The organism is Enterococcus sp. DIV0561 (genome assembly GCF_050539875.1).
Lineage (GTDB): Bacteria > Bacillota > Bacilli > Lactobacillales > Enterococcaceae > Enterococcus > Enterococcus faecalis.
This window is the reverse complement of sequence record NZ_CP172927.1, coordinates 117,401-140,609: the sequence shown is the minus strand read 5'-3', so window position 1 is coordinate 140,609 and position 23,209 is coordinate 117,401. Positions and strand designations below refer to the sequence as shown.

20 protein-coding genes and 1 pseudogene are annotated in these 23,209 nt (G+C 40.3%); 6 read left to right on the top strand and 15 right to left on the bottom strand.

The window, feature by feature from the left end; all coding sequences use genetic code 11:
* Positions 1-4: 4 nt before the first annotated feature.
* From IGM13_RS00610 to IGM13_RS00560, 11 genes are all read right to left on the bottom strand, one after another.
* Complete coding sequence (locus IGM13_RS00610; RefSeq protein ID WP_002356180.1) at positions 5-823, bottom strand: purine-nucleoside phosphorylase; 819 nt, start codon at positions 821-823, stop codon at positions 5-7.
* A 16-nt stretch (positions 824-839) separates the two neighbouring features.
* Complete coding sequence (gene deoB, locus IGM13_RS00605) at positions 840-2,006, bottom strand: phosphopentomutase (protein WP_002356179.1); 1,167 nt, start codon at positions 2,004-2,006, stop codon at positions 840-842.
* A 298-nt stretch (positions 2,007-2,304) separates the two neighbouring features.
* Positions 2,305-3,258, bottom strand: a complete 954-nt coding sequence (locus IGM13_RS00600; RefSeq protein WP_002383846.1) for an ABC transporter permease — start codon at positions 3,256-3,258, stop codon at positions 2,305-2,307.
* The gene (locus tag IGM13_RS00595) at positions 3,258-4,391 is read right to left on the bottom strand and encodes an ABC transporter permease (RefSeq protein WP_002356171.1); all 1,134 of its coding nucleotides are present in this window, start codon (positions 4,389-4,391) and stop codon (positions 3,258-3,260) included. Before IGM13_RS00595 ends, IGM13_RS00600 begins: the two co-directional genes overlap by 1 nt.
* Entirely contained in the window at positions 4,384-5,952 is a 1,569-nt protein-coding gene (locus IGM13_RS00590; protein WP_002383844.1) for an ABC transporter ATP-binding protein, read from the bottom strand. The genes IGM13_RS00595 and IGM13_RS00590 overlap by 8 nt, the downstream gene beginning before the upstream one ends.
* Positions 5,953-6,157: 205 nt before the next feature.
* On the bottom strand, positions 6,158-7,243 hold the full coding sequence (locus IGM13_RS00585) for a BMP family lipoprotein (protein WP_002356169.1): 1,086 nt from the start codon (positions 7,241-7,243) through the stop codon (positions 6,158-6,160).
* Between the two features lie 53 nt (positions 7,244-7,296).
* A complete protein-coding gene (locus tag IGM13_RS00580) occupies positions 7,297-8,370 on the bottom strand; it encodes a BMP family lipoprotein (RefSeq protein ID WP_002419406.1) in 1,074 nt (357 codons plus the stop codon).
* 95 nt (positions 8,371-8,465) lie between these two features.
* The gene (locus IGM13_RS00575; protein ID WP_002368569.1) at positions 8,466-8,861 is read right to left on the bottom strand and encodes a cytidine deaminase; all 396 of its coding nucleotides are present in this window, start codon (positions 8,859-8,861) and stop codon (positions 8,466-8,468) included.
* 37 nt (positions 8,862-8,898) lie between these two features.
* Complete coding sequence (gene deoC, locus IGM13_RS00570; protein WP_002419408.1) at positions 8,899-9,561, bottom strand: deoxyribose-phosphate aldolase; 663 nt, start codon at positions 9,559-9,561, stop codon at positions 8,899-8,901.
* Positions 9,562-9,588: 27 nt separating this feature from the next.
* On the bottom strand, positions 9,589-10,890 hold the full coding sequence (locus IGM13_RS00565) for a pyrimidine-nucleoside phosphorylase (protein ID WP_025188640.1): 1,302 nt from the start codon (positions 10,888-10,890) through the stop codon (positions 9,589-9,591).
* Positions 10,891-11,030: 140 nt separating this feature from the next.
* A complete protein-coding gene (locus IGM13_RS00560; protein WP_033591602.1) occupies positions 11,031-12,038 on the bottom strand; it encodes a substrate-binding domain-containing protein in 1,008 nt (335 codons plus the stop codon).
* Between the two features lie 141 nt (positions 12,039-12,179).
* Here IGM13_RS00560 and add point away from each other — a divergent pair, with 141 nt between their 5' ends.
* Positions 12,180-13,211, top strand: coding sequence for an adenosine deaminase (add, locus tag IGM13_RS00555; protein WP_002356163.1), 1,032 nt, complete (start codon positions 12,180-12,182; stop codon positions 13,209-13,211).
* A gap of 32 nt (positions 13,212-13,243) precedes the next feature.
* Here the strand turns inward: add and IGM13_RS00550 are convergent, their stop codons facing one another.
* Together IGM13_RS00550 and IGM13_RS00545 are read right to left on the bottom strand one after the other, a co-directional pair.
* Positions 13,244-13,852 carry a class I SAM-dependent methyltransferase gene (locus IGM13_RS00550; protein ID WP_002356162.1) on the bottom strand — a complete coding sequence of 203 codons (609 nt, stop codon included), beginning with the start codon at positions 13,850-13,852 and terminating at the stop codon, positions 13,244-13,246.
* Between the two features lie 14 nt (positions 13,853-13,866).
* Positions 13,867-14,454, bottom strand: coding sequence for an SGNH/GDSL hydrolase family protein (locus IGM13_RS00545; protein ID WP_002356161.1), 588 nt, complete (start codon positions 14,452-14,454; stop codon positions 13,867-13,869).
* Positions 14,455-14,608: 154 nt separating this feature from the next.
* On the opposite strand from IGM13_RS00545, the gene coaA reads away from it, so the two are divergent.
* The 5 genes and pseudogenes from coaA (at position 14,609) to IGM13_RS00520 (ending at position 19,041) form a co-directional block, all read left to right on the top strand.
* Positions 14,609-15,532 (top strand): type I pantothenate kinase, encoded by a 924-nt coding sequence (gene coaA, locus IGM13_RS00540; protein ID WP_002361524.1) that lies wholly within the window; start codon positions 14,609-14,611, stop codon positions 15,530-15,532.
* 311 nt (positions 15,533-15,843) lie between these two features.
* Positions 15,844-17,406, top strand: coding sequence for a glutamine-hydrolyzing GMP synthase (gene guaA / locus IGM13_RS00535; protein WP_002356158.1), 1,563 nt, complete (start codon positions 15,844-15,846; stop codon positions 17,404-17,406).
* A 138-nt stretch (positions 17,407-17,544) separates the two neighbouring features.
* Positions 17,545-17,886, top strand: coding sequence for a hypothetical protein (locus IGM13_RS00530; RefSeq protein ID WP_002383834.1), 342 nt, complete (start codon positions 17,545-17,547; stop codon positions 17,884-17,886).
* A 150-nt stretch (positions 17,887-18,036) separates the two neighbouring features.
* Positions 18,037-18,582 carry an ATP:cob(I)alamin adenosyltransferase gene (locus IGM13_RS00525; RefSeq protein ID WP_002419411.1) on the top strand — a complete coding sequence of 182 codons (546 nt, stop codon included), beginning with the start codon at positions 18,037-18,039 and terminating at the stop codon, positions 18,580-18,582.
* A gap of 14 nt (positions 18,583-18,596) precedes the next feature.
* Positions 18,597-19,041, top strand: a pseudogene (locus IGM13_RS00520) (MepB family protein).
* Between the two features lie 49 nt (positions 19,042-19,090).
* Here IGM13_RS00520 and IGM13_RS00515 read toward each other — a convergent pair.
* Entirely contained in the window at positions 19,091-20,359 is a 1,269-nt protein-coding gene (locus IGM13_RS00515) for a RidA family protein (RefSeq protein WP_002419414.1), read from the bottom strand.
* A 284-nt stretch (positions 20,360-20,643) separates the two neighbouring features.
* Complete coding sequence (locus IGM13_RS00510) at positions 20,644-23,151, bottom strand: EndoS/ChiA family endoglycosidase (protein ID WP_002419415.1); 2,508 nt, start codon at positions 23,149-23,151, stop codon at positions 20,644-20,646.
* Positions 23,152-23,209 lie beyond the last annotated feature (58 nt).

Below are 23,209 nucleotides of genomic sequence, written 5' to 3'. Positions count from 1 at the left end.
TTTTTTATAAAGCTGCTAGTGTTGCTTTCACTAACTCTTTGAATTGTCCTTTAACGCGTTCAGTTGTTTCAACTACTTCTGCATGATTTAAACTACTTTGCATACCAGCTGCTAAATTCGTAATACAAGAGATACCTAGTACTTTCATGCCACTATGCACAGCTACAATAACCTCCGAAACAGTTGACATGCCAACTGCATCCGCACCCATCGTCCGTGACATCCGAATTTCTGCAGGCGTTTCATATGTCGGGCCAGAAAAGCCCATATACACGCCTTCTTTTAAATCAATATTTTGTTCCGCAGCCACTTTTTTTGCCACTTCCCGATATTCTTGCGTGTAAGCATGACTCATATCTGGAAAACGCGGCCCGATTTCTTCATCATTTTCACCAATTAACGGATTATCGCCTGTAAAATTAATGTGGTCATTGATTAACATCAAATTCCCCGGTGTATATGTTTCATTTACGCCACCAGCTGCGTTGGTTACAATCATTGAATGAATGCCTAAAGCAGCCATCACACGAACAGGATAAGTGACCGTTTGCATCGAATGTCCTTCATAATAATGAAAACGTCCTTGCATCGCCAAAACTTTTTTTCCAGAAAGCGTTCCGTAAACTAATTGTCCAGCATGTCCAACGACTGTTGAAACAGAAAAATGGGGAATTTCAGAGAAAGGAATAGCAATCGCATCGGTTATTTCATTAGCTAATTCACCTAACCCTGAACCTAAGATTAGACCGAAGTCTGCTTGTTGCACCCCTTTTTCTTTCAAAAACTCAGTTGTTTCGTTTAAATGATTCGTTAACGTTGTCATGTGTTGCCTCCTCGAATTATTGTAATTGATTTAAAAAGCTTTGACCGTTTTCCGTTGCAGGAACTTCAAAGTTTTCAGCAATCGTTGCTGAAATATCTGAATAAAATCCTTGTGGCAAGCTGCCTTGTTTTGTCATTTTTTTACTATAAGCCAATAAAGGCACATATTCACGTGTGTGGTCTGTTCCTGGGAAAGTTGGATCATTCCCGTGATCTGCTGTAATTAAAAGCAAATCATCTTCGGCCATAGCTGCCATAATCTCTGGCAAACGACCATCAAAATCTTCGATGGCTTTTGCATAGCCCTTCACATCACGACGGTGGCCATACAGCGCATCGAAATCCACTAAGTTAGTAAAACTTAAACCTGTGAAATCTTTGTTCATGACCGTTAATAATTGATCCACCCCATCCATATTGCTCTTCGTGCGGATAGCTTCAGTAATTCCTTGTCCATTAAAGATGTCGTTAATTTTCCCAACAGCGATCACATCATTGCCGTTTTCTTTCAACGAATCTAAAACAGTATGGCCAAAAGGATCTAAAGCATAGTCATGACGGTTACTGGTTCGAGTGAAATTACCTGGTTCACCAACATACGGGCGGGCGATAATCCGACCAATCATATAAGGTTCGTCTTTCGTAATGTCACGAACATATTGACAAATTTTATACAATTCTTCTAATGGAATAATGTCTTCATGCGCCGCAATTTGTAAAACAGGGTCTGCTGAAGTATAAACAATTAAATCCCCAGTTTTCATTTGATGTTCGCCATAATCATCAATGACTGCTGTCCCGCTATATGGTTTGTTACAAACAACTTTTCGCCCAGAAAAATCTTCAATTTGTTTCAGCAATTCTTCAGGAAAGCCATTTGGGAATACCCGAAAAGGTTTTTTGATGTTCAAGCCCATAATTTCCCAGTGACCGGTCATAGTATCTTTTCCAACAGAAATTTCTTCTAATTTGGTGGCATAGCCATCGTGGTCTGCCACTGCTTTGACACCTGTTAAAGGAGCAATAGTTCCCAATCCAAGTTTTTCTAAATGAGGAATGGTTAGTCCCGCTTCTTTGGCAATATGACCCAGTGTATCACTGCCGACATCTCCAAATTTTTCAGCATCTGGTGCTTCACCAATACCGACTGAATCTAGTACGATTAAATGAACACGTTTAAACACACTTGCTTCCTCCTCTAAGGTCGTAAATACGTCAAGAATGACAATTATTTTACGCTAGCCTTTTAAATAGTCTCGAGAATCAAACAGAACAATCTATTTATTCTCAGCTCTTCAATTATACCATGAATCCGCTATTATTGCCTGAAAGAGCATTAAAATTTTCACTGATTCCTTCGATTTTAGCGGTTCTTAAGGTCCAGTATCATCATGCTCTTCTTTTTACTGATGTTCACGAGTTACGCGCTTAATTATCGTTAAGAAAAAAGACCTTCGTCATAGATTGACGAAGGTCTTTTTCTTATTTCGTTTTGACGTAATTTTTCCCGTTCGCTTTTGGTCCCGATGATTTTCCAAAGAACACAACTAGGACTAAAATGGTCAACACGTATGGTGCTGCTTGTAGATAAACTTTTGGAATTTCTGAAATAATTGGTAGGTTTTCCCCAGCAATACTCAAGTTTTGTGCAAAACCAAAGAATAAGGCTGCGCCCATTGCCCCAAGTGGATTCCATTTACCAAAGATCATTGCGGCCATTGAAATAAACCCTTGTCCTGCAATTGTGGTAATCCCAAAACGACCCGCAATACTTTGAGCAAAGACAGCTCCGCCCATACCGCCTAAGAAGCCGGATAACAAGACGCCAGAATAACGCATTAAGTAGACATTAATTCCCAATGTATCTGCAGCTTGTGGATGTTCCCCCACAGAACGTAACCGTAAGCCAAAACGTGTTTTATAAATGACAAACCAAGCTAAAATCGCAATCAAAATTGCTACGAAAGCTGGCAAAGAGGTTTTTGCAAAGAATAGTTCACCAATCACTGGAATTTTTGACAATCCTGGGAAAGAAAAATAACCAAATGATTGTGTAATCATATCTGTTTGTCCTTTTTGATAAATAACTTTTACTAGGAAAACCCCTAGCGCCGGTGCCATCAAGTTAATGACAGTACCACTGATAATATGATCTGCTCGTAAGTTAATAGTTGCAACGGCATGTAAGAGAGAAAAGACAATCCCGACAAGGCCTCCTACTAAACAAGCAATCCATGGTGTCGCCGCGCCAAATGTATCAGCAAACGTCAAGTTAAAAACGACCGAACTGAAAGCGCCCATTACCATAATACCTTCCAAGCCAACGTTAACCACACCACTTCGTTCTGAGAACGTTCCGCCTAATGCTGTCAAGATGAGCGGAGTTGCATACACTAATGTTTGCGTGATGATTGAGGAAATTGTTGCTAAATCCATTAGATGTCTCCCCCCTCTTGATTGTTTTTGTCTGGCGCCGCTTCAATTGTTTCTACAATCGCTACTTCTTTTTTACTACCAGACGCTTTTGCTAACAAGAAACGAATTAAATAACTAATTCCCACAAAGAAAATAATCGCTGCAATAACAACATCAACTAATTCGGTTGGTACACCAGCTATCAACGGCATTCCTTGTCCACCAAGTTTTAACATTCCAAACAGTAATGCGGAAAGTAAAATCCCGATTGAACTACCTGCTCCTAATAGAGACACGGCCATACCATCGAACCCAATGCTCAACGATGTGTTTTGAATAAAGAAGTTTTGGAAAGTCCCCAATCCTTGGACCGCACCACCTAAACCAGCCAGCGTTCCTGAAATCATCATGGATAAAATAATCGTTCGCTTGCTGCTCATTCCAGCATATTCAGAAGCAAATGGGTTTAACCCCACCGACCGAATTTCAAAACCAAGCGTTGTTTTTTTCATCAAGAACCACACAAGAATAAGGAAAATGAAGGCCAAGAAAATGCCGATGTTCAAACGAGAGCCATCACTGATACTTGTTAAAAACGGTGAGCGTAATGATGCATTCGCACCAATCATTTTGGTGATCCCTTTGTTCGCCATAATACTTGGTTTCATGACATTATTAGCAATATGATTTCCTGTGTATAATAAAATATAATTCAACATAATCGTAACAATAACTTCACTCGTTCCAAAATAGGCACGCAAGAAACCTGGAATGGCTGCTGCTAAAGCCCCTGCAACCGCGCCAACAATAATCGCCACCGGCAATGCAATCATCCGGGGTGCATCAGGCATGGATAAAGCGACCCAAATACTAGCCACCCAACCACATAAGGCTTGTCCAGAAAGCCCGATATTAAAGAATCCAGCCGAATTTGCCACCGAGAATCCTAAAGCGGTAAAAATCAACGGTGCTGCGGTTACAAAAATCTCACCAATACTTTTCTTTCCTTGGAAAGCTGTTTCAAACATCGCTTGATACCCAGCCACTGGGTCATAGCCAAAGATAACCATAATAATTGCCCCTAAGAGGAAACCCATAATAACAGATAACACAGGGACTAAAATATTTCTTATTTTTTCAGAACGATTATTCAACAGTTTCACCTGCCTCTACTTTTGATAACTCAGCACGGGCTTCTTCCAATGAGTAGCCAGCCATTAACAAGCCCAATTCATTTTCTGTCGTTTCTTTCGGATCAACAATTCCGACGATTTCCCCCGCATGAATAACAGCGATACGATCAGAAACGTTTAAAATTTCGTCTAATTCAAAACTTACTAATAAAACAGCTTTATTTTTATCTCTTTGTTCAATTAGTCGACGATGAATGTATTCAATAGCTCCGACATCTAAACCGCGTGTTGGTTGAGAAACAATCAACAAATCTGGATCGCGGTCAACTTCTCGGGCAATAATCGCTTTTTGCTGATTCCCACCTGAAAGCGCCCGAGCTGGTACTAATTCATTAGGAGTCCGTACATCATATTCTTCAATTAATTCACGGGCATGTTTGTTAATCATTCGATAGTTTAAAATACCTGTTGAACTGTATGGTTTTTGGTAATACGTTTGTAGGCCAATATTTTCAGCCAATGTCATCTCTAATACCAAACCATATTTATGTCGGTCTTCAGGAACGTGGGCGACACCCATTTCCGTAATTTCCCGAGGTTTGCGATTAGTAATCTCTTTTTCATTCAAATGAATGGAGCCTTTTTCGACTTTCGTTAATCCTGCTAAGGCTTGGATTAATTCTGTTTGTCCATTGCCATCAATCCCCGCAATCCCAACAACTTCCCCTGCTCGGACATCTAAGCTAAGATTTTTCACCGCATCTAAGCCGCGGCTTTCTTTCACTACTAAATCTTTAATTGATAGAATTGTTTCTTTCGGTTGCGCTGGTTTTTTCTCTGTTTTGAAAGAAACAGAACGGCCCACCATCATATCGGCTAACTGTTGCGAAGAAACGTCTTTCACATTGACGGTGCCAATACTTTGCCCCCGGCGAATGACCGTACAACGGTCCGCCACTTTTTTAATTTCATCTAACTTATGTGTAATTAAAATGATCGATTTGCCTTCATCGGTTAGTTCTTTCAAAATAATCATTAATTCATCAATTTCTTGTGGCGTTAATACTGCGGTTGGTTCGTCAAAAATTAAAACGTTCGCCCCGCGATATAAGGTCTTTAAAATTTCAACCCGTTGTTGCATACCCACAGAAATATCGCGAATATAGGCATTGGGATTTACATCCAACCCGTATTGCTTAGACACTTCTTCAATCTCTTTTTTCGCTTTTTTCCGGTCTAAAATACCGCCATGGGTAGGTTCACTACCTAAGATAATATTTTCAGTCACAGTAAAGGCTTCAACTAACATAAAATGCTGATGGACCATTCCGATTCCTAAACGATTGGCTGCAGTAGGACTTGTAATGTTGACTTTTTCGCCATTCATATAAATCTCACCTGAGGTCGGTTCCAATAGCCCTGATAAGATATTCATCAAGGTCGACTTGCCTGCACCATTTTCACCTAGCAGTGCGTGGATTTCACCAGGTTTTACTTGTAGATCAATTTGGTCGTTGGCTTTGAACGTCCCAAATTCTTTGGTGATTTTACGCATCTCAATTACGTTTTCTTCTTGAGACAAGGTCTATTCACTTCCTAACAAAATTATATTGGCAATACTTTAGAGGGTAATTTTGACCCTTAACTAAGTAGTTGAAGAACCTCAACTATTTAGTTAAAAATCCAAACATCATAAAGGGTTTCCTTGGCAGCCGTCGCTGCCAAGGACCACTTCATTTTTAGAAGGAACAATAATGAGCCCTTCTTTTTTCATTTAGGAGCTTAAATTATTCTGGTTTTTCTGGGACTTTTACGTCACCTGAGATTACTTTATCTTTTGCTGTTTTAACAGCTTCTTTTGTTTTGTCGTTTAAATAGCCGTCTGTTAAGTCAACGCCACCATCTTTTAATCCATAAACTAAATGTTCGCCACCAGGGAATTTGTCTTCTAACGCACGGTTGGCAATATCTTGAACTGCTGTGCCGACACCTTTAAGGGTTGAAGTTAACGTGAAGTTGTCTTCTTTGCCGTCTTTTGTTTTGTACTTGCCATCAGCATCTTGATCGCGGTCAACACCGATTACCCAAACTTTGTCGCCAGAACCTGATTCATTCAAGTCTTTTGCTTCTTGGAAGACCCCTTGTCCAGTCGCACCAGAAGCATGGAAGATGATATCAACGCCGTTTTGGTACATTGCAGCAGCTAAAGCTTTCCCTTTGGCAGGATCAGCAAATGAAGCCGCATATTTTGTATCAACAGTAATTTCTTTACCTAATTCTTTCGCAGCATCAGCCACACCTTTTTCAAAACCAGCTTGGAAACGGTCAATTACGACCCCTTCTTCACCACCAACAAAACCGACTTTGTTCGTTTTTGTTTCGTTTGCAGCAGCAACACCGGCTAAGTAAGCTGCTTCATTATCTCTAAATGTTGCAGAAACGACATTCTTTTTGCCATCGATTTGATCATCGATTAAAACAAAGTTTGTATCAGGGTTGGCATCTGCTGCAGAAGAAATTGCATCTTTTAGCAAGTAGCCAATACCAAAGATTGTGTTGAATTTACTTGATACCGCTTGGTCAATATTTGTTGTATAGTCAGCTGCATCATTCGATTGAATATATGCATACCCTTTTGAACCTTCTGGTAAATCATGTTCTTTACCCCAAGCTTGCAATCCTTCCCAAGAAGATTGGTTGAACGACTTGTCATCCACGCCGCCTGTATCTGTAATGATTACAGCACTATGCGCTGCATCCCCTTTGCCACCGCCGCTTTCAGCGGTTTTGCCTTTGCCACCACCACATGCTGCAAGTGAAACTGATAAACCTAATGCAATCAAACTAAAACCGAATAATTTTGCTTTTTTCATTTCTGTAAAGCCTCCTAAAAATAGTTTAATGTATTTAAACAACTAAGTTGTTTCTAAGGTTGGTCTGGGACTTTTACGTCACCAGAGATGATTTGTTCTTTGCCTTCTTTAACTGCCGTTTTGGCTTGATCGCTTAGGGCTTCTGTTGTTAAATCAACACCGCCATCTTTCAATCCATAAGTTAAATGTTCGCCGCCAGGGAATTTATCTTCTAATGCAAGATCAGAGATTTTTTTCACAGCAATATTTACCCCTTTAATGGTTGAAGCTAACGTTAAGTTATCATCCTTGCCATCTTTGGTTGTATATTTACCGTCTTCGTTTTGGTCACGGTCAACACCAATCACCCAAACTTTATCTTTTGAACCTGTTTCATTTAGCGCTTTGGCTTCTTGGAAGATTCCTTGTCCTGTAGTCGCCGCTGCGTGATAAATAATGTCGGCACCTGCTTGATACATAGAAGAAGCTAAGGCCCGTCCTTTTGAAGCGTCTGCAAATGTCCCTGCATAAGTAGACGTAATTTGAATATCTTTTCCTAATTTTTTGCCAGCATCTGCTACACCTTTTTCAAAACCAGCTTGGAAACGACCAATAACAGGTCCTTCAACCCCACCGATAAATCCTACTTTGTTGGTTTTCGTAGTGTTAGCTGCTGCCACACCTGCTAAATACGCAGATTCATTATCTCTAAATGTTGCAGAAGCGACGTTGTTTTTCCCATTAACTGTATCGTCGATTAGAACGAAATTCGTTTCTGGGTTGGCGTCCGCTGCATCTACTACTGCATTTTTTAGTAAATAGCCAATGCCAAAAATCGTTTTAAATTGACTTGAAATGGCTTGGTCAATGTTTGATGTATAATCAGATGCTTCATTTGATTGAATATACGCATACCCTTGAGGTCCTTCTGGAAGTTTGTGCTCTTTGCCCCACTCTTGCATTCCTTCCCACGCAGATTGGTTAAAAGATTTGTCATCAATGCCGGCTGTATCTGTGACCATTACGACACTATGTTGTGGATCACCTTTTGTGTTGGCGTTCTTTTTGCTATTGCCGCCACATGCAGCTAACCCAATGGTTAAGGCAACTGCTGCCAATCCTAGACCTAAAAATTTTACTTGTTTCACTTTCCGAAAAGCCCCCTACTATTTTATCTATTATTTCATTCGCATTTATGCTATTGAAATCTACTTTGAGCCCAACGAAACCTTATGTCCTTTTTTTAAAAATCTTTATCTGTAAATGAATAGGGCAATAATGCCTCAACTGTCATTGTTTTAGTCGCGCCATCTTTACCAACTAGCGTGACCGGCATTTGTGGATCAAAGAATTCAGCCATTACTTGACGACAAGCGCCACATGGAGAAATGGGTGCCTCTGTATTACCTGCTACAACTAAATGTTGGAAGGTCCGTTCATCTTCTGAAATGGCTTTAAAAATCGCCGTTCTTTCTGCACAATTTGTTAAACCAAAGGAGGCATTTTCAATGTTGACTCCTTGATACATTTTCCCGTCTGTAGTCACTAAGCAAGCGCCCACAGGAAAGTTAGAATACGGTACATAGGCGTGTGCCAATGCTTCTACGGCACAATCAAGCCATTCTTGTTTTACTGTCATCTTTTTCGCCACACCTTCGTTTAATTTGAAATACGAATTAATACCCTTCGCCAGTTACGCCAGAAACAATTGCTACACCCGTACTTGCACCGATGCGTGTTGCCCCCGCTTCAATCATTGCTAACGCTTCTTCTGCATTATGCACGCCACCGGAAGCCTTAACGCCCATGTCAGGACCAACTGTCTCACGCATTAAACGAACGTCTGCTACTTTAGCGCCGCCTGTTGAGAAGCCAGTAGATGTTTTAACGAAATCGGCACCTGCTTCTTTGGCTAATTCACAAGCTTTAACTTTTTCTTCGTCTGTTAATAATGCTGTTTCAATAATCACTTTGACTAACGCTTTTCCTTTGGCTGCATCTACTACGCCTTGAATGTCTTGACGTACGTGATCGTATTGTTGTGATTTTAATGCACCAATATTAATCACCATATCCACTTCATTCGCACCATTTTTAATCGCATCAGCGGCTTCATATGCTTTAACTTCTGGTGTATTTGCCCCCAAAGGAAAGCCAATAACGGTACACACAGCGACGTCGGTATCTGCTAATTGCTCGCTAGCAAAAGCGACCCAACAAGGATTGATACATACAGAGAAAAAGTTGTACTCCTTAGCTTCGTCAATAATTTTTTGGACAGCGGCTTCTGTCGCTTCTGGTTTCAAAATAGTGTGGTCAATCATGCGGTTTAATTCCATGATGAGAATTCCTCTTTTCTTATTGTTTTATTCCGTAATAATATCGTGAATCAAAATAGGCTCTTCGCCGGTTGGTCCAATTTCAATGTTTTTATAAAGCAATTGTTCGACTTCTGTCACGTCTTCACGATTGGCATAAATAGTTAGTAATGATTCGCCTTTTTCAACTGGGCTCCCTACTTTTTTGTGAAGTTTCAAGCCAACTGCAAAATCAATCGTATCTTCTTTCGTAGCACGACCAGCGCCCAGCAACATTGCGGCAACACCAATTTCATTGGCAACGATTTTTTGTACCACGCCTTTTTCTTTGGCAGGTAAATCAAATTGATAAGTTGCGGTTAATAATTTTTCTGGCTGGTCAACAACGGAACTGTCGCCGCCTTGATTTTCAATCATTTCTTTAAATTTTGCGAGTGCTCGACCGCTTGTTAATGCTTCTTCTAATAAAGCCCTTGCTTCGTCTAACGTATCGGCTTTTTTAGCTAAAACGACCATCTGACTTCCTAAGACATAGCACATCTCCACTAAATCTTCTGGTCCATTTCCTTGCAAGGTCTCGATTGCTTCAACGATTTCTAAACTGTTTCCGATGGCCTCCCCTAAAGGTTGTGACATGTCTGAAATCACTGCCATCGTTTGGCGATTTGCCAGTTTCCCAATGCGAACCATTGTTTCCGCTAATCGACGAGCACTTGCTAGGTCTTTCATAAAGGCCCCTTCACCAGTAGTCACGTCTAAGACAATCGCATCTGCCCCTGCGGCAATTTTTTTACTCATAATGGAACTTGCAATTAATGGAATTGAGTCAACAGTGGCGGTCACATCACGTAACGCATAAAGTTTTTTGTCTGCTGGTGCTAGATCACCTGACTGACCAATTACTGCCACTTTTGTATCGTTCACCAATTGAATAAAACGTTCTTCTGTCAATTCAACTTTAAAACCAGGAATCGCTTCTAATTTATCCAACGTACCGCCCGTGTAGCCTAAGCCACGACCAGACATTTTTGCTACATTGACCCCGACACTAGCAACTAATGGCGCTAAAATAAGCGTCGTAGTGTCGCCTACGCCACCTGTAGAATGCTTGTCGACTTTGATTCCTTCTATAGAAGAAAGATCCACAATTTCGCCTGAATGGACCATTGCTAACGTCATTTGTGTAATTTCTTCGTCTGTCATATCTTGGTAAAAAACAGCCATTAAAAAGGCACTTACCTGATAATCTGGAATTGAACCATCTGTGTATCCGTTGATAATAAATTGAATTTCTTCGCTTGTTAGTTGATGCCCGTCACGTTTCTTTTCAATAATGTCTACCATTCTCATGAATTCGTTCCCTCCGATTTCCCGATAATGTATTATACAACAAAATCGTTCAGCTTTAAACCATTTAGTAAACCAGTTTACTATTATTTTTTTCTTGTGAAAACGCAAACAACACGAACATTCTATTTCTAAGCTGTTTTTTAAATCGGTTTTGTGCTTTTTCTAGCAATAAACGTCGCATCGAAAACTTTATTCGGAACTTTCCCTGTTGGATCTGCAATAGCTTCCACCAAAAATTTTGCTGCATAATAGCCAATATCAAAACTCGGCTGATAGACGGTTGTTAAACTCGGCACCAAATATTCGGAAATTTCCAAGCCATCAAAACCAACCACCGAAATATCGTCAGGAATTTTCTTGCCCGCTTCTTCAATGGCTTGATAAGCTCCCATCGCCATTTCATCATTGCCACAAAAAATTGCTGTGATTTCTTCATTTTTCAAAACTTCTTTCGCCGCAGCATAGCCGCCATGCAAGTTCAATTCCCCAGCACAAACATAATGCGGACGAAAAGGTAAATTGTTGTCCTGTAACGCATGCTGATACGCCGTCACTCGTTCCGTTAAACGATAATAGCCGGCACTTTCACGCAACATGCCAATATGCTGATGCCCTTGTTGAATCAAATGATGGACCGCTTGATAAGCACCTTCGTACTCTTTAACGATTAATCGTCCACTATCTCGTGGATTAATCCCACGATCGACAAGAATGACAGGAATCGGATGTTCTCGTCGGTCTTTTAAAATATGATTTTCTGGCAAAACATTCGGCGTGGCAAAAATAATGCCATCTACCGACCGATGAATCAGCTCGCCAACATATTGCATCGCTTGTTCGGAATCATGCTTTGAATTGCATAACAAAATCATGTAGCCTAACGAATTTAAATATGTTTCCACACCTTCAATCACTTTTGAGAAAAAGAAATCCGTCACATCTGGCACAATCATACCAATGGTTTTGGAATGACGGTTGATTACATTCGAAGCAAAGTAATCTGGTTTGTAATGATTTTCAGCGACTACCGCCAACACCTTGTTGCGGGTTTTTTCACTGAAACGACTCCCTTTATTATTCAGAATTTGTGAGACGGTTGTGACAGAAACACCAGCCATATCAGCAATTTCTTTAATCGTTAGTTTCATCGCGCCCCTCCCAACGTCTCCTTTTGCATTGACAGACATTTGTAGACGTGTTACAGTCTTCAAAATACTTATCGAATCTTTTACATTTTAACAAAAAAAAGACAAAAGAAATAGACTAAAAAGATTAAAAAACAAAAGAAAATGGAGGCTATTTTTTTCATGGAAGAATCCCGTGTCCGTCAATTACCAAAAATCGAGCTGCACTGTCACTTAGATGGGTCGATTCGACCAACCACTTTACGCACCATTGCTGAAAAACAAAACATTCCATTACCCCAAGACGAACAAGCCTTGAAAGAGTTAGTGGTTGCCCCTGAAAAATGCACCGATTTGAATGATTATTTAACTCGGTTCGACTTCGTGCTCACCTGTCTACAAACAGCTGAAGCTTTGCAAGCAGCGGCGTATGACGTGATTAGCCAAGCTGCCGAAGATGGCGTGGCTTACATAGAGGTGCGTTTTGCGCCTTCGCAACATACAGAAAAAGGCTTACGGTTACCTGAAATCGTGACTGCTGTTTTAACTGGCTTAAAACAAGGCGAAGAAGATTTTGGTGTAAAAAGCAATGCACTGTTATGCGGCATGCGGCATGATCAACAACAAGCCATAGAAAAAATCGTTCACTTAGCGCATGATTTCAGAGAGACAGGCGTTGTCGGCTTTGATTTAGCTGGCAATGAAGTCGATTTTCCTCCCTACACATTTGAAGACGTATTAGCTTTAGCCAACCAATTGTCAATTCCATTAACACTCCACGCTGGGGAATGCGGCTGTGGCAAAAATGTCGCTGATGCTGTCACTTTAGGTGCCACTCGGATTGGCCACGGTATTGCTTTGAAAGATACACCCGAATACTTGGCGCTCTTAAAAGAAAAAAAGGTTCTTTTAGAAATGTGTCCAACTAGCAACTTCCAAACAGGCACCGTCAAAACATTGGCTGAATACCCTTTTCAACAATTTATAGAGGCTGGCTTAGCCGTCTGCATCAATACCGATAATCGCACTGTTTCAGATACTACGTTAACGAAAGAATTCATGAAATTGGCCACTTGGTATCAATTAAGTTATGACGAAATGAAGCAACTCACTAAAAATGCGCTTGCAGGTGCTTTTTTATCGCCAGACGAAAAAAAACTGTTGAACCAAAAAATTGATCAAGCGTATCTATTCTAAAAAAGAACCGCCACTAAAGTGGAGGTTCTTTTTTACTCTGCTTCTTTAACACTTCGTAAAATATAATAGCCTTTGTCTTTTGTCACAATTTCAACATTGCCAAATACTTCAGCCATTTTCTTTTCTGCACTAGGTGCACCTTGTTTCTTTTGAATAACCACCGTTAGTGTGCCACCAACTTTCAATAACGGAAAAGCCCCTGTTAAAATGCCATGGACAACTTTTTTGCCTGCACGAATGGGCGGATTGCTAACAATCGCCGCGTAGGTCGTTTCGTTTAAGGTTTCATACACATTGGAAGAATGGATATCCACAGTAGTAATTTGGTTGCGTTGGGCGTTCATTTGAGCTAGCCCAACTGCCCGTTGGTTGACATCCACCATTTCCACCAGTCGACCAGTCGCCGCTGCTAAGGACAACCCAATTGGTCCATAGCCACAACCAACATCTAACAAACGGCCTGCTGGTAAATTTTCCCATTCAAAGGCATCAATCAACACACGAGAACCATAATCCACTGTTCCTCTTGAGAAGACCCCACTATCGGTCGTAAACTGAAAGGTCCGACCACGTAATGGAAAAGACCAGCTTTCTAAATCATGTGCTAATTCTGGATTTTCTGTATAATAATGATTCGCCATTTTGTTCTTCCTATCTATGCTTGTTTTGGTTTTAGTCTACCTTTTATTTCTCGAACAATCAAGGCACCTAATAATTCATAGCCCACTTGTGAAAAATGCAAACCATCTGCTTGTAAAAATTCATCCGTTCCGGGATAAACAGTCATTGCTTTATACAAATCAATAACTGGTAGGTTATGTGCCGCTCCGACTTCTTGTGCAACCTTGACCAATTCCTTGATACGCGTTTGTGGCCGTTCTGGACGTCTGCCACTATCCGCATATGGTGGCGTAATTAAAATCACCTTTTCTGAACCAATTTCGTGAATCATTGTTTCAAGGTTTTCTCTAAACGTGGCTACTGTTATATTTCGATCCAGTGACGCATCATTGGCGCCAAAGAAAATCACCACTTCATCAGGTTTCTCAATTAGTACTTCTTTATTTAATCGTTTTAAACCATCCTCTGTTGTATCGCCAGGCATTCCAGCATTAATAACAGCCACTTCTTCTAGACCCATCGCAGCAATATCCCGTTTCACTAAGTCAACAAGAACAGGTGAGACGGCTTCGTCTAAATAACCAGCAGTAATGCTATCACCAAATAATACAATTTTTCTCATGGCTTTTCCCCTCTTTTCTAACAGTTTTCTCTTTTCATGATACCATTTTCATCATAAATTGGCGAAGAAGGGAATTCTTTTGTAAAATCCTGTGTTTCCCTTGTGAAATTATGGTAAAATGTACAAAGATTGAACAGGGTTTGGTGGAGGAACAATGGACGATAAAATGAATTACTACCCAATTTCCAGAGAAGAATGGCATGGGTTTTATCATGACGGCAAAGCACCGTTAACCGAAGCAGAATTGGATAACATTAAAAGTGTGAACGACCAAATTTCACTAAAAGATGTACAAGAAATTTATGTACCCTTAACGCATCTTATTCATTTATACATGAAAGAATTTGAATCGCTAACACTTAGCAAAGGATTATTCCTACATGAATATGTCTCTGTACCACCATTCATCATTGGAATTGCCGGCAGTGTCGCCGTTGGTAAAAGCACCACCGCTCGTCTTTTGCAAAGAATTCTGGCCCGAACGTTTAAACGAAGAAACGTTCAACTCATTACAACGGATGGATTTTTGTATCCCAATAAAGTGTTAGAAGAACAGGGAATGATGGACCGAAAAGGGTTTCCTGAAAGTTATGACATGGAAAAGCTAATTAATTTCTTAAACGAAGTCAAAAGCGGCAAAGACGAAATTAAAGCACCCGTCTATTCTCACAGTGTCTACGATGTTATCGAAGGCGAATATGAGTTGATTCAACAACCAGATATTCTGATTGTTGAAGGCATTAACACCTTACAGTTACCCGCCAATCAACAAATTTATGTGAGTGATTTTTTTGATTTTTCTATTTTTGTGGATGCCGATCCAGCCTTAATTGAAAAATGGTACCTAGAACGTTTTGGGGCCTTATTAGATACGGCTTTCTTAGATCCTAATAATTATTATTACCAATATGCAATTGGCAAACGAGAAGATGCTTTCGCCATGGCACGGAATGTTTGGAAAACCGTGAACTTGCCGAACTTGGAGGAATATATCTTGCCAACGCGCGGACGTGCGGACATTATTTTGCATAAAACGGAAAATCATTTGATTGACCAAATCTATCTACGTAAATATTAAGGGTTGACGAGCTAAGAAATATCCTGTATCTTTTGTAGAAATATCCTTGAAAATTTTCAGCAGAATGCATGACTTTCAAGGAGTAAAATGTTTTAATAAGTATAGCTAGACAAAGAAGAGTACGGAGCAAAAGTGAACCACTTTTTAACCGCCTGATTTTCGGCTGTTTAAAAGTAGCCCCTGCGGAATTAAGCCAAAATTTTCTAAAAATCGTAAAACAATTTTTGAAAATCCTCTCTTAATTCTTGGTGCTGACCACTTTTTAACCGCCTTTTCTTTAGATAAATTTAAATGGATAAGGGGTAATAGACGTGACTAACGTTGCCGATTTGACATCTGTCGAAAAAATTATTGTTTTAGACTTTGGTAGTCAGTTTAACCAATTGATTACTCGTCGTATTCGTGAATTTGGCGTATTCTCTGAGTTATTAAGCCACCGAACTACGGCAGAAGAAATTCGCAAAATCGCGCCTAAAGGAATCATCTTCTCAGGTGGACCAAACAGCGTGTATGACAAAGATGCTTTTAGCATTGATCCAGAAATTTATGAGTTAGGAATTCCCATTCTTGGCATCTGCTACGGTATGCAATTAATGACTCATAACTTAGGCGGAAAAGTAGAACCTGCCGCAAACCGTGAATACGGAAAAGCAGAATTAGAAATCCTTGGTGATGCGACATTATTCCAAGGAACACCTGCGAAACAAACCGTTTGGATGAGCCACGGTGATTTAGTAACAGAAATCGCTCCTGGATTCGAAAAAGTTGGGACAAGCAACGACTGTCCAATCGCTTCTATCGAAGATGCCAACCGCAAATTCTACGGCGTACAATTTCACCCAGAAGTTCGTCATTCAGAATATGGTAACGACTTATTACGTCACTTTGCTTTTGATGTGTGTGGCTGTACTGGTGACTGGAGCATGGAAAACTTCATCGATATGGAAGTCGCTAAAATTCGTGAACAAGTAGGCGATAAAAAAGTCTTACTTGGTTTATCAGGTGGCGTTGACTCAAGTGTTGTCGGCGTGCTTTTACAAAAAGCTATTGGCGACCAATTAACTTGTATCTTCGTTGACCATGGATTATTACGTAAAGGTGAAGCGGAACAAGTAATGGAAAGTTTAGGCGGTAAATTTGGCTTAAACATTATTAAAGTAGATGCAAAAGAACGCTTCTTAAGCAAATTAGCAGGCGTTTCTGACCCTGAACAAAAACGTAAAATCATCGGTAACGAATTTGTGTATGTTTTTGATGACGAAGCAACTAAACTTGCTGGGGAAGAAGGCGTTTCATTCCTAGCACAAGGAACTCTTTACACAGACGTCATCGAATCTGGTACAGAAACTGCGCAAACAATTAAATCACATCACAACGTTGGTGGTCTTCCTGAAGACATGCAATTTGAATTAATTGAACCTTTAAATACATTATTCAAAGACGAAGTTCGTGCCTTAGGAACTGAACTTGGCATGCCTGATGCAATCGTTTGGCGCCAACCATTCCCAGGACCAGGATTAGGTATTCGTGTGCTTGGTGAAATTACAGAAGATAAATTACAAATTGTTCGTGATTCAGATGCTATCCTACGTGAAGAAATCGCAGCAGCTGGCTTAGATCGTGACATTTGGCAGTACTTTACTGTCTTACCTGGCATCCGCTCAGTAGGCGTTATGGGTGACGGCCGTACCTACGATTACACAGTCGGTATCCGTGCTGTGACTTCTATCGACGGCATGACCGCTGACTTTGCTCGTATCCCTTGGGATGTTTTACAAAAAATCTCTGTGCGCATCGTGAACGAAGTTGCACATGTAAACCGTATCGTGTACGATATTACTTCAAAACCACCTGCAACTGTGGAGTGGGAATAACAATCAACCCGCTAGAAAACCTATTTTATAGGTGTTTCTAGCGGGTTTTCTTTTGTGTTATCACACTTTCCTCCCACCATTCTCCGTTTTTCCTTTGCTCCACCGCCCTCAAAGTCCTATAATTTAATCATAAGAATAGTGGCTATTAATAAAATTCATCAATTAAAAGGAAGCGATTTCAACATGTCAAAAGCAACTTTTCTTAAGTATGGTTTTGTTGTCCTCTTCATAGGAATTTTTTTACTTCGTGCCCAAAAATTTATTTCTGAGCCCCTTTCGTACCTTTTTTCGGGTATTCTTTTGCTTATTGTTGCGTATTTAATACTCGTGAAAAAAATGAACTTTTTCTCAAGTTTGCTCACTGTTACCGATCAACCTTCTTCTACCCAACAACGATTGGGTCAAATCTCTGGTTTTGTCAGTTTATTGATTGGTTTACTTCTGGTAATTCTTAGCTTCATTTTCTTTCTCCAACTTTGATTCCCCCTTGACTCTCCCTTCACTCTTGGCTATGATTACCTTAGCAAGTACAATGGTGTACTGTGAACATTCGAGCAATGGCGCTCAAAAAGATTGGCTTTCGTGCATTCTTTTTGAGGGCTTTTTATTTTTAGAAAGTAGGGAAATTGAATGGAAAAAATGTACCGCAGTCCGTATGAAGCGTACCCGTATCTATCTTCTAAACCAGAAGATTTACGATGTGATTTTGAATTAATGACTGATGAATTGGCCTCGATGACAGGTCTTCTACGAGGATATGTGCAACAATTAGACGTCCCTGAACAGCCTGCACTAACAGAAGAACTAGCTAAAATTTGCGAGTTAATCTACCATGTCAATCCAACGACCCGAACAAAATTAACAGTCACAGAGGAAGAAATAGCTTGGCTTTTGGAACGTGTCAATACTATGAATGAACTGACATACGAAGAAAATCGTCCTTTTGTTTTACCGATGGGCACAATCTGTTCCTCTTATGCACACATTTTAAGAGCCAAAGCCAAAGATATTGTTCGTTTACTTTATCGCATGGACTATGGTGGTAAAAAAATTGATCCGCAGCTGTATGATGTAGTCAACTTATTCTCAGGTTACTTTTTCATGTTAGCTTTGTATCTAAATCAGCTCGAAAATGGTGAAGAAGTCCCCTTTGTTTCTCGCAACTATTCTATTTAATTTGGAGGAAGATGATGAATTCATTACCGATACTTGAAAAAGCAGTCGGCGCGATCACGCTGCTTTCCGAAGAACAACAAAATGCCGAATATGAAGGCTTTTTATGCCAAGTTAATGAATCGCAACAACTTATCCGCAGTCGCTTAGCCAAAAAAAACGCCGAAAAAAGAAGGCTATTTTGTAGCCTTTTGGGAAAAAAATCAACAAAATCAGAACGAAGCCTTTGATGCAACGGAAGCCCCTGAAATGTTAGCAATTGTCATTTCTGATCAAGAAAAGCAAGGTCTCTTTCTTCTGCCGAAAGAATGTTTAATCCAACAAAAAATTCTCAAAACACACCAACAAAAAGGCAAAATGGCAGCCCGTTTTTATCCTTCTTGGTGCCAAAACCTTAATCAAACCGCGAAAAAAACACAAAAATGGCAACTAGCTTACTTTACTGATTTATCTAAATACTAAAAACGTCAGCTGGCTTCAGAAGCCAGCTGACGTTTGTTTCTTCTACTGTTTAACCAATTGGTGGCGTACCTTCTGCGTTCCCAGCAATCGCTTCGATTTGAATCTGAGCACCTTTTGGTAAATCCGTCACACCAATCACTCTTCTGGCAGGCGTGCCTTCAGGGAAGTACGTTTGGTAGACGTCATCTACTGCCGCCAGCTCTTCAATCTCTTTCACAAAAATATTCACTTTCACCAGATCAGCTAAGCTGTGATCCACACTTTCAATAATCGCTTTAATGTTTTCTAAACATTGCGTCGTTTGTTCCTTGATTCCGCCAGCGACTAACGCATTTGTTTTAGGGTCCAATGGTAGCTGAGCTGATAGATGGTTGTAATGAGAAAAAGCAACAGTTTGTGTCGAAAATGGACACTTCGGTGCGTGATCTGTATTATTTGCTTCAATAATTAATCCATGTCGATCTTCAATCGCTTGTGGTGGTGTACCATCTCCATGAGAAACCACCGCTTCTACTTGCACCGCCGCGCCCATTGGTAAATCAGCAACAGCAACCACTGTTCGTGCTGGCATATAATTGACCGTGCGCGCAATTCCTGAATCTGGGAAAAAAGCGGCATATACTTGATTGACAGCTTCCAGCTTAGATAAATCTTTTAAATAAATGTTGATCTTCACAATATCATCAAAAGGCACATCAATACTGGTTAAAATGGCTTTTATGTTTTTCAAACATTGTTTTGTTTGCGTTTTAACACAGCCAGCCACAACTCTGCCCGTTTGAGGATCTATAGGCAATTGTGCAGACAGATTGTTATAGTGAGAAAACGCAACCGTTTGACTGGCTAAAGCATCAATTGGTGCCTGAACCGTCTGATTTGTTAATTTAATTAAATCCCCAGCTTGAGGTGCATTAGGGATAGTTCCTTCCCCATTTGAAACAAGTGCCTCCATTTGAACAGAAGCGCCTAACGGCAAATCTGCGACGGCGACCACTGTTTTAGCTGGATAATAATGGGTAAAAAAGGCCGCATAGACCTCCTCAACTGCGGCAACATCCCGCATATCTTTGACAAAAATGGTCATTCTGACAATGTCACTCATCACATGGTTGATACTTTCAACAACCGCTTGGATATTTTTCAAGCATTGTGTCGCTTGGGACCGAATGCCACCTTCTACCAATTGTCCAGAGGTTGGCTCAATAGGTAACTGTGCTGACAAATGATTATAGTGGGAAAATGCGACTGTTTGGGCTGCGAGAGGATGCTTTGGTGCACGCTCTGTATTTCTTGCTAAGACGATATTTTCATTACTCATAACTCTACTCCCTTTTTTAGCATTCCAACAAAAATGATTCCGCTTACATTTCCAAGCGTTAAACTTCCAACAAGATCCTTTTTATTTTCCTGCTTTTCTATTAATGGTGATAGCTTTCCACCACCACTTCTTTCAGTCTACAATAAGAACAGGAACATTTCAATAAGGCATTCCTAAATTGATTGTTGGCACTCAAACAAATCTTCTTCCGTTAAAGAAGACTGGCACGAATCAAGCTTGATTCGTGCCAGTCTTTATAGATAACTCGTTAGCTTTAACTAGTTTTATTTAACCACCATATACTCACGATAATTTTCCGAGAACGTATCCATTAGCGTATAAATTCGTTCAAAATCATAGTCACGACGAGGGTCATCATACCAAACACATTGAATACTTCCAATAATTGGAAGATTTGGGCTACCTGCTGGCACATCTGTAAATGCTTTTTTCGACATATTTGCTAAAGCATCGTCATATTGATAAATGCCAGAATCAACATTGCCAGCGACCCAATACCACGCATCATTGGTATTAAAAATTTTGTGTCCTTTTTGAACAAAGTACTCAGGTTTGGCTACGTCATATCCGCTCCAACCGGCTGTCCAATAAGAAATAATAATCTCTGGGTCAAATGTACCGAAAGAATCGTCGCTGTTGTAATAAATGCCATCATTGAAGCTCATTGGCTGCATGCCCGCATCTTTAATTATTTTAGCTAAATCATTCGCATAAGCGACAAAATCCTTGTAGCGCCCAGAAGATTGCAGTTTCGCCCAACCGCCTGTGTCGACATCATTTGCATACTCATCGCCACCAAAATTGAAAATTTCACTATGCGCGGAAAAATAAGCCACGTACTTACTGATAATCGCCTTTGTGAAATTCACTGCCTTTTGGTTTCCTAAATCTACTGTGCGTTTTGAGCCATCAAAAGTGGGATTTTTAATCGCTAGTTTTTCCATAGCCACTAACAACGCATCCATATGTCCTGGACTGTTAATCACGGGAATGATGTTGATGTTGCGCGCTTTCGCAAAAGCCAACAACCGATCCATTTCTTTTTGTGTTAACGCGTTGCCATTAGGATCATTGTAATACGCGTTGTTGCCTCGTTGGATTGCTTTTGAAACCCGGTTGTGGTTGTATTTTTTATCATTCACATTGACCGACATATCATCCAAGATAAACCGTAAGCCATCATTTCCTAAAATTAATTGGACATCTGTGTACCCATTTTGACTGGCTTTGGCCACTAATTCTTCCAGTTGTTCCACGGAAAAATATTTTCTTCCCGCATCAATGGAGAAGACACTTTTTAAAGGTTGTGTTTGTTTCTCTTTTAAATTATCCAAAGCTGTTTGGACCTCCGTTTGCCAAGTAGTCACTTGCGCGGCTGTATACGTTTTTCCCGCAAGTTCTGTTGCGACTGTCTCTTTTGTTGTTTGTAGTGCTTGAATCGTTTCTGGTGTATAGTTTTCTGCCTTTTCAATGGCTGTAACTGCTTGATCCAACGTACGATATAAAGTGGTTAAGTCAATGGCTAACAGGCCTTTTTCTAATTCAGCATCATAGGTATTTGAAATCCCTTGGCCATAATCGCCACCTAAAATAGCTTTATTCACATCATAAAGCGTTGTTGCTTGTGTCACTGCTTCTGCGGCTCTATTTTGTGCTTCAAGGTCTGTGTTGGCGTAGCTAATTCGTTTTAAATAGTGTTGCGCAGCCGCTTTCATCTCTGCAAGAGAAACGCCTTTACTCTCTGCAATGGCCGTTTTTGTCCAAAGTAAATTAGAAGGTTTTATCTGATTTAAATCGTCTTCATTATAGGTGCGACCATCGCGATCTAAGGCATAGAGGAACATGCCCCCTAAATTATTTTCATAAGAATAACGAGCTACTTTATACATGTTACTTTCCATATACGGCTCTTTTGTGTCATACCAGCGGTTGCGATCTTGCTCTTCTGGGAAAGTTAATCCTGGAACAAATCGTTCCCCATTGAGAACCGGACTTAAATTATTTAATGCTCGTTGCGTGCGTTGGTCATCGCTGCCGTACTGTTGATACGCGAGAAAATCGAAACAGTCACTGACATCTTGTAAAGGTGGTAAATATTCTGCATTGGTATCATACAAAAATGGACGATCCGTTCCCGACTTCGGTCCAATGTATTTTGATAATGCACGAATGACACCATTAGATAAAACAATATCTTTTTCACTTGGACGAGTTTCCATGTCAATATCTAACCCATCAATTCCTAAATCATCAACAAATTTGGTTAGCAACTCTTTCGCATAAGCATCAAATTCTGCTTCTGTAGGCGTTGTTCCTGCATAAGGAACTTTTAATAGCTCGCTATAATCAATCCCTCGAACTAAACGAACACCTCGTGCATGTAATGCTGGCGCATACTCATTTTTTAACGTATCATAAAATGGCTGTGCAAGTGCTTCTTGTCCTTTTGGCACATAACTAAAGACATTCACAATGTCAATACCATAAGGAATATCGTGCATCGTTAGCCAATTTTCATCTGGCAATGTTGTATTAACTCCTTGCATCGTTTTGTCACGCCAAGCCCGATAATAAACCATAAAATGTTTCTCTTGGGTCGGCTCATTGGCTTGGCTGACCATTGGTTGATGAAACAGACTAAATAAGATAAACGTCAAGCCAACCAATAACAAAAGACCCAGCCAACTGACAATTGTTTCTCTGTTTTCTCCTCTTCCTGTCGATAAATCGTTCCCCACTTTGAACACCATTCCTTTCTGCACTCCATTCATTTTTGTGTATCCGCCTAAAAAGAAAGCGCATACACAGTCATCAATAGAATAACAAAAA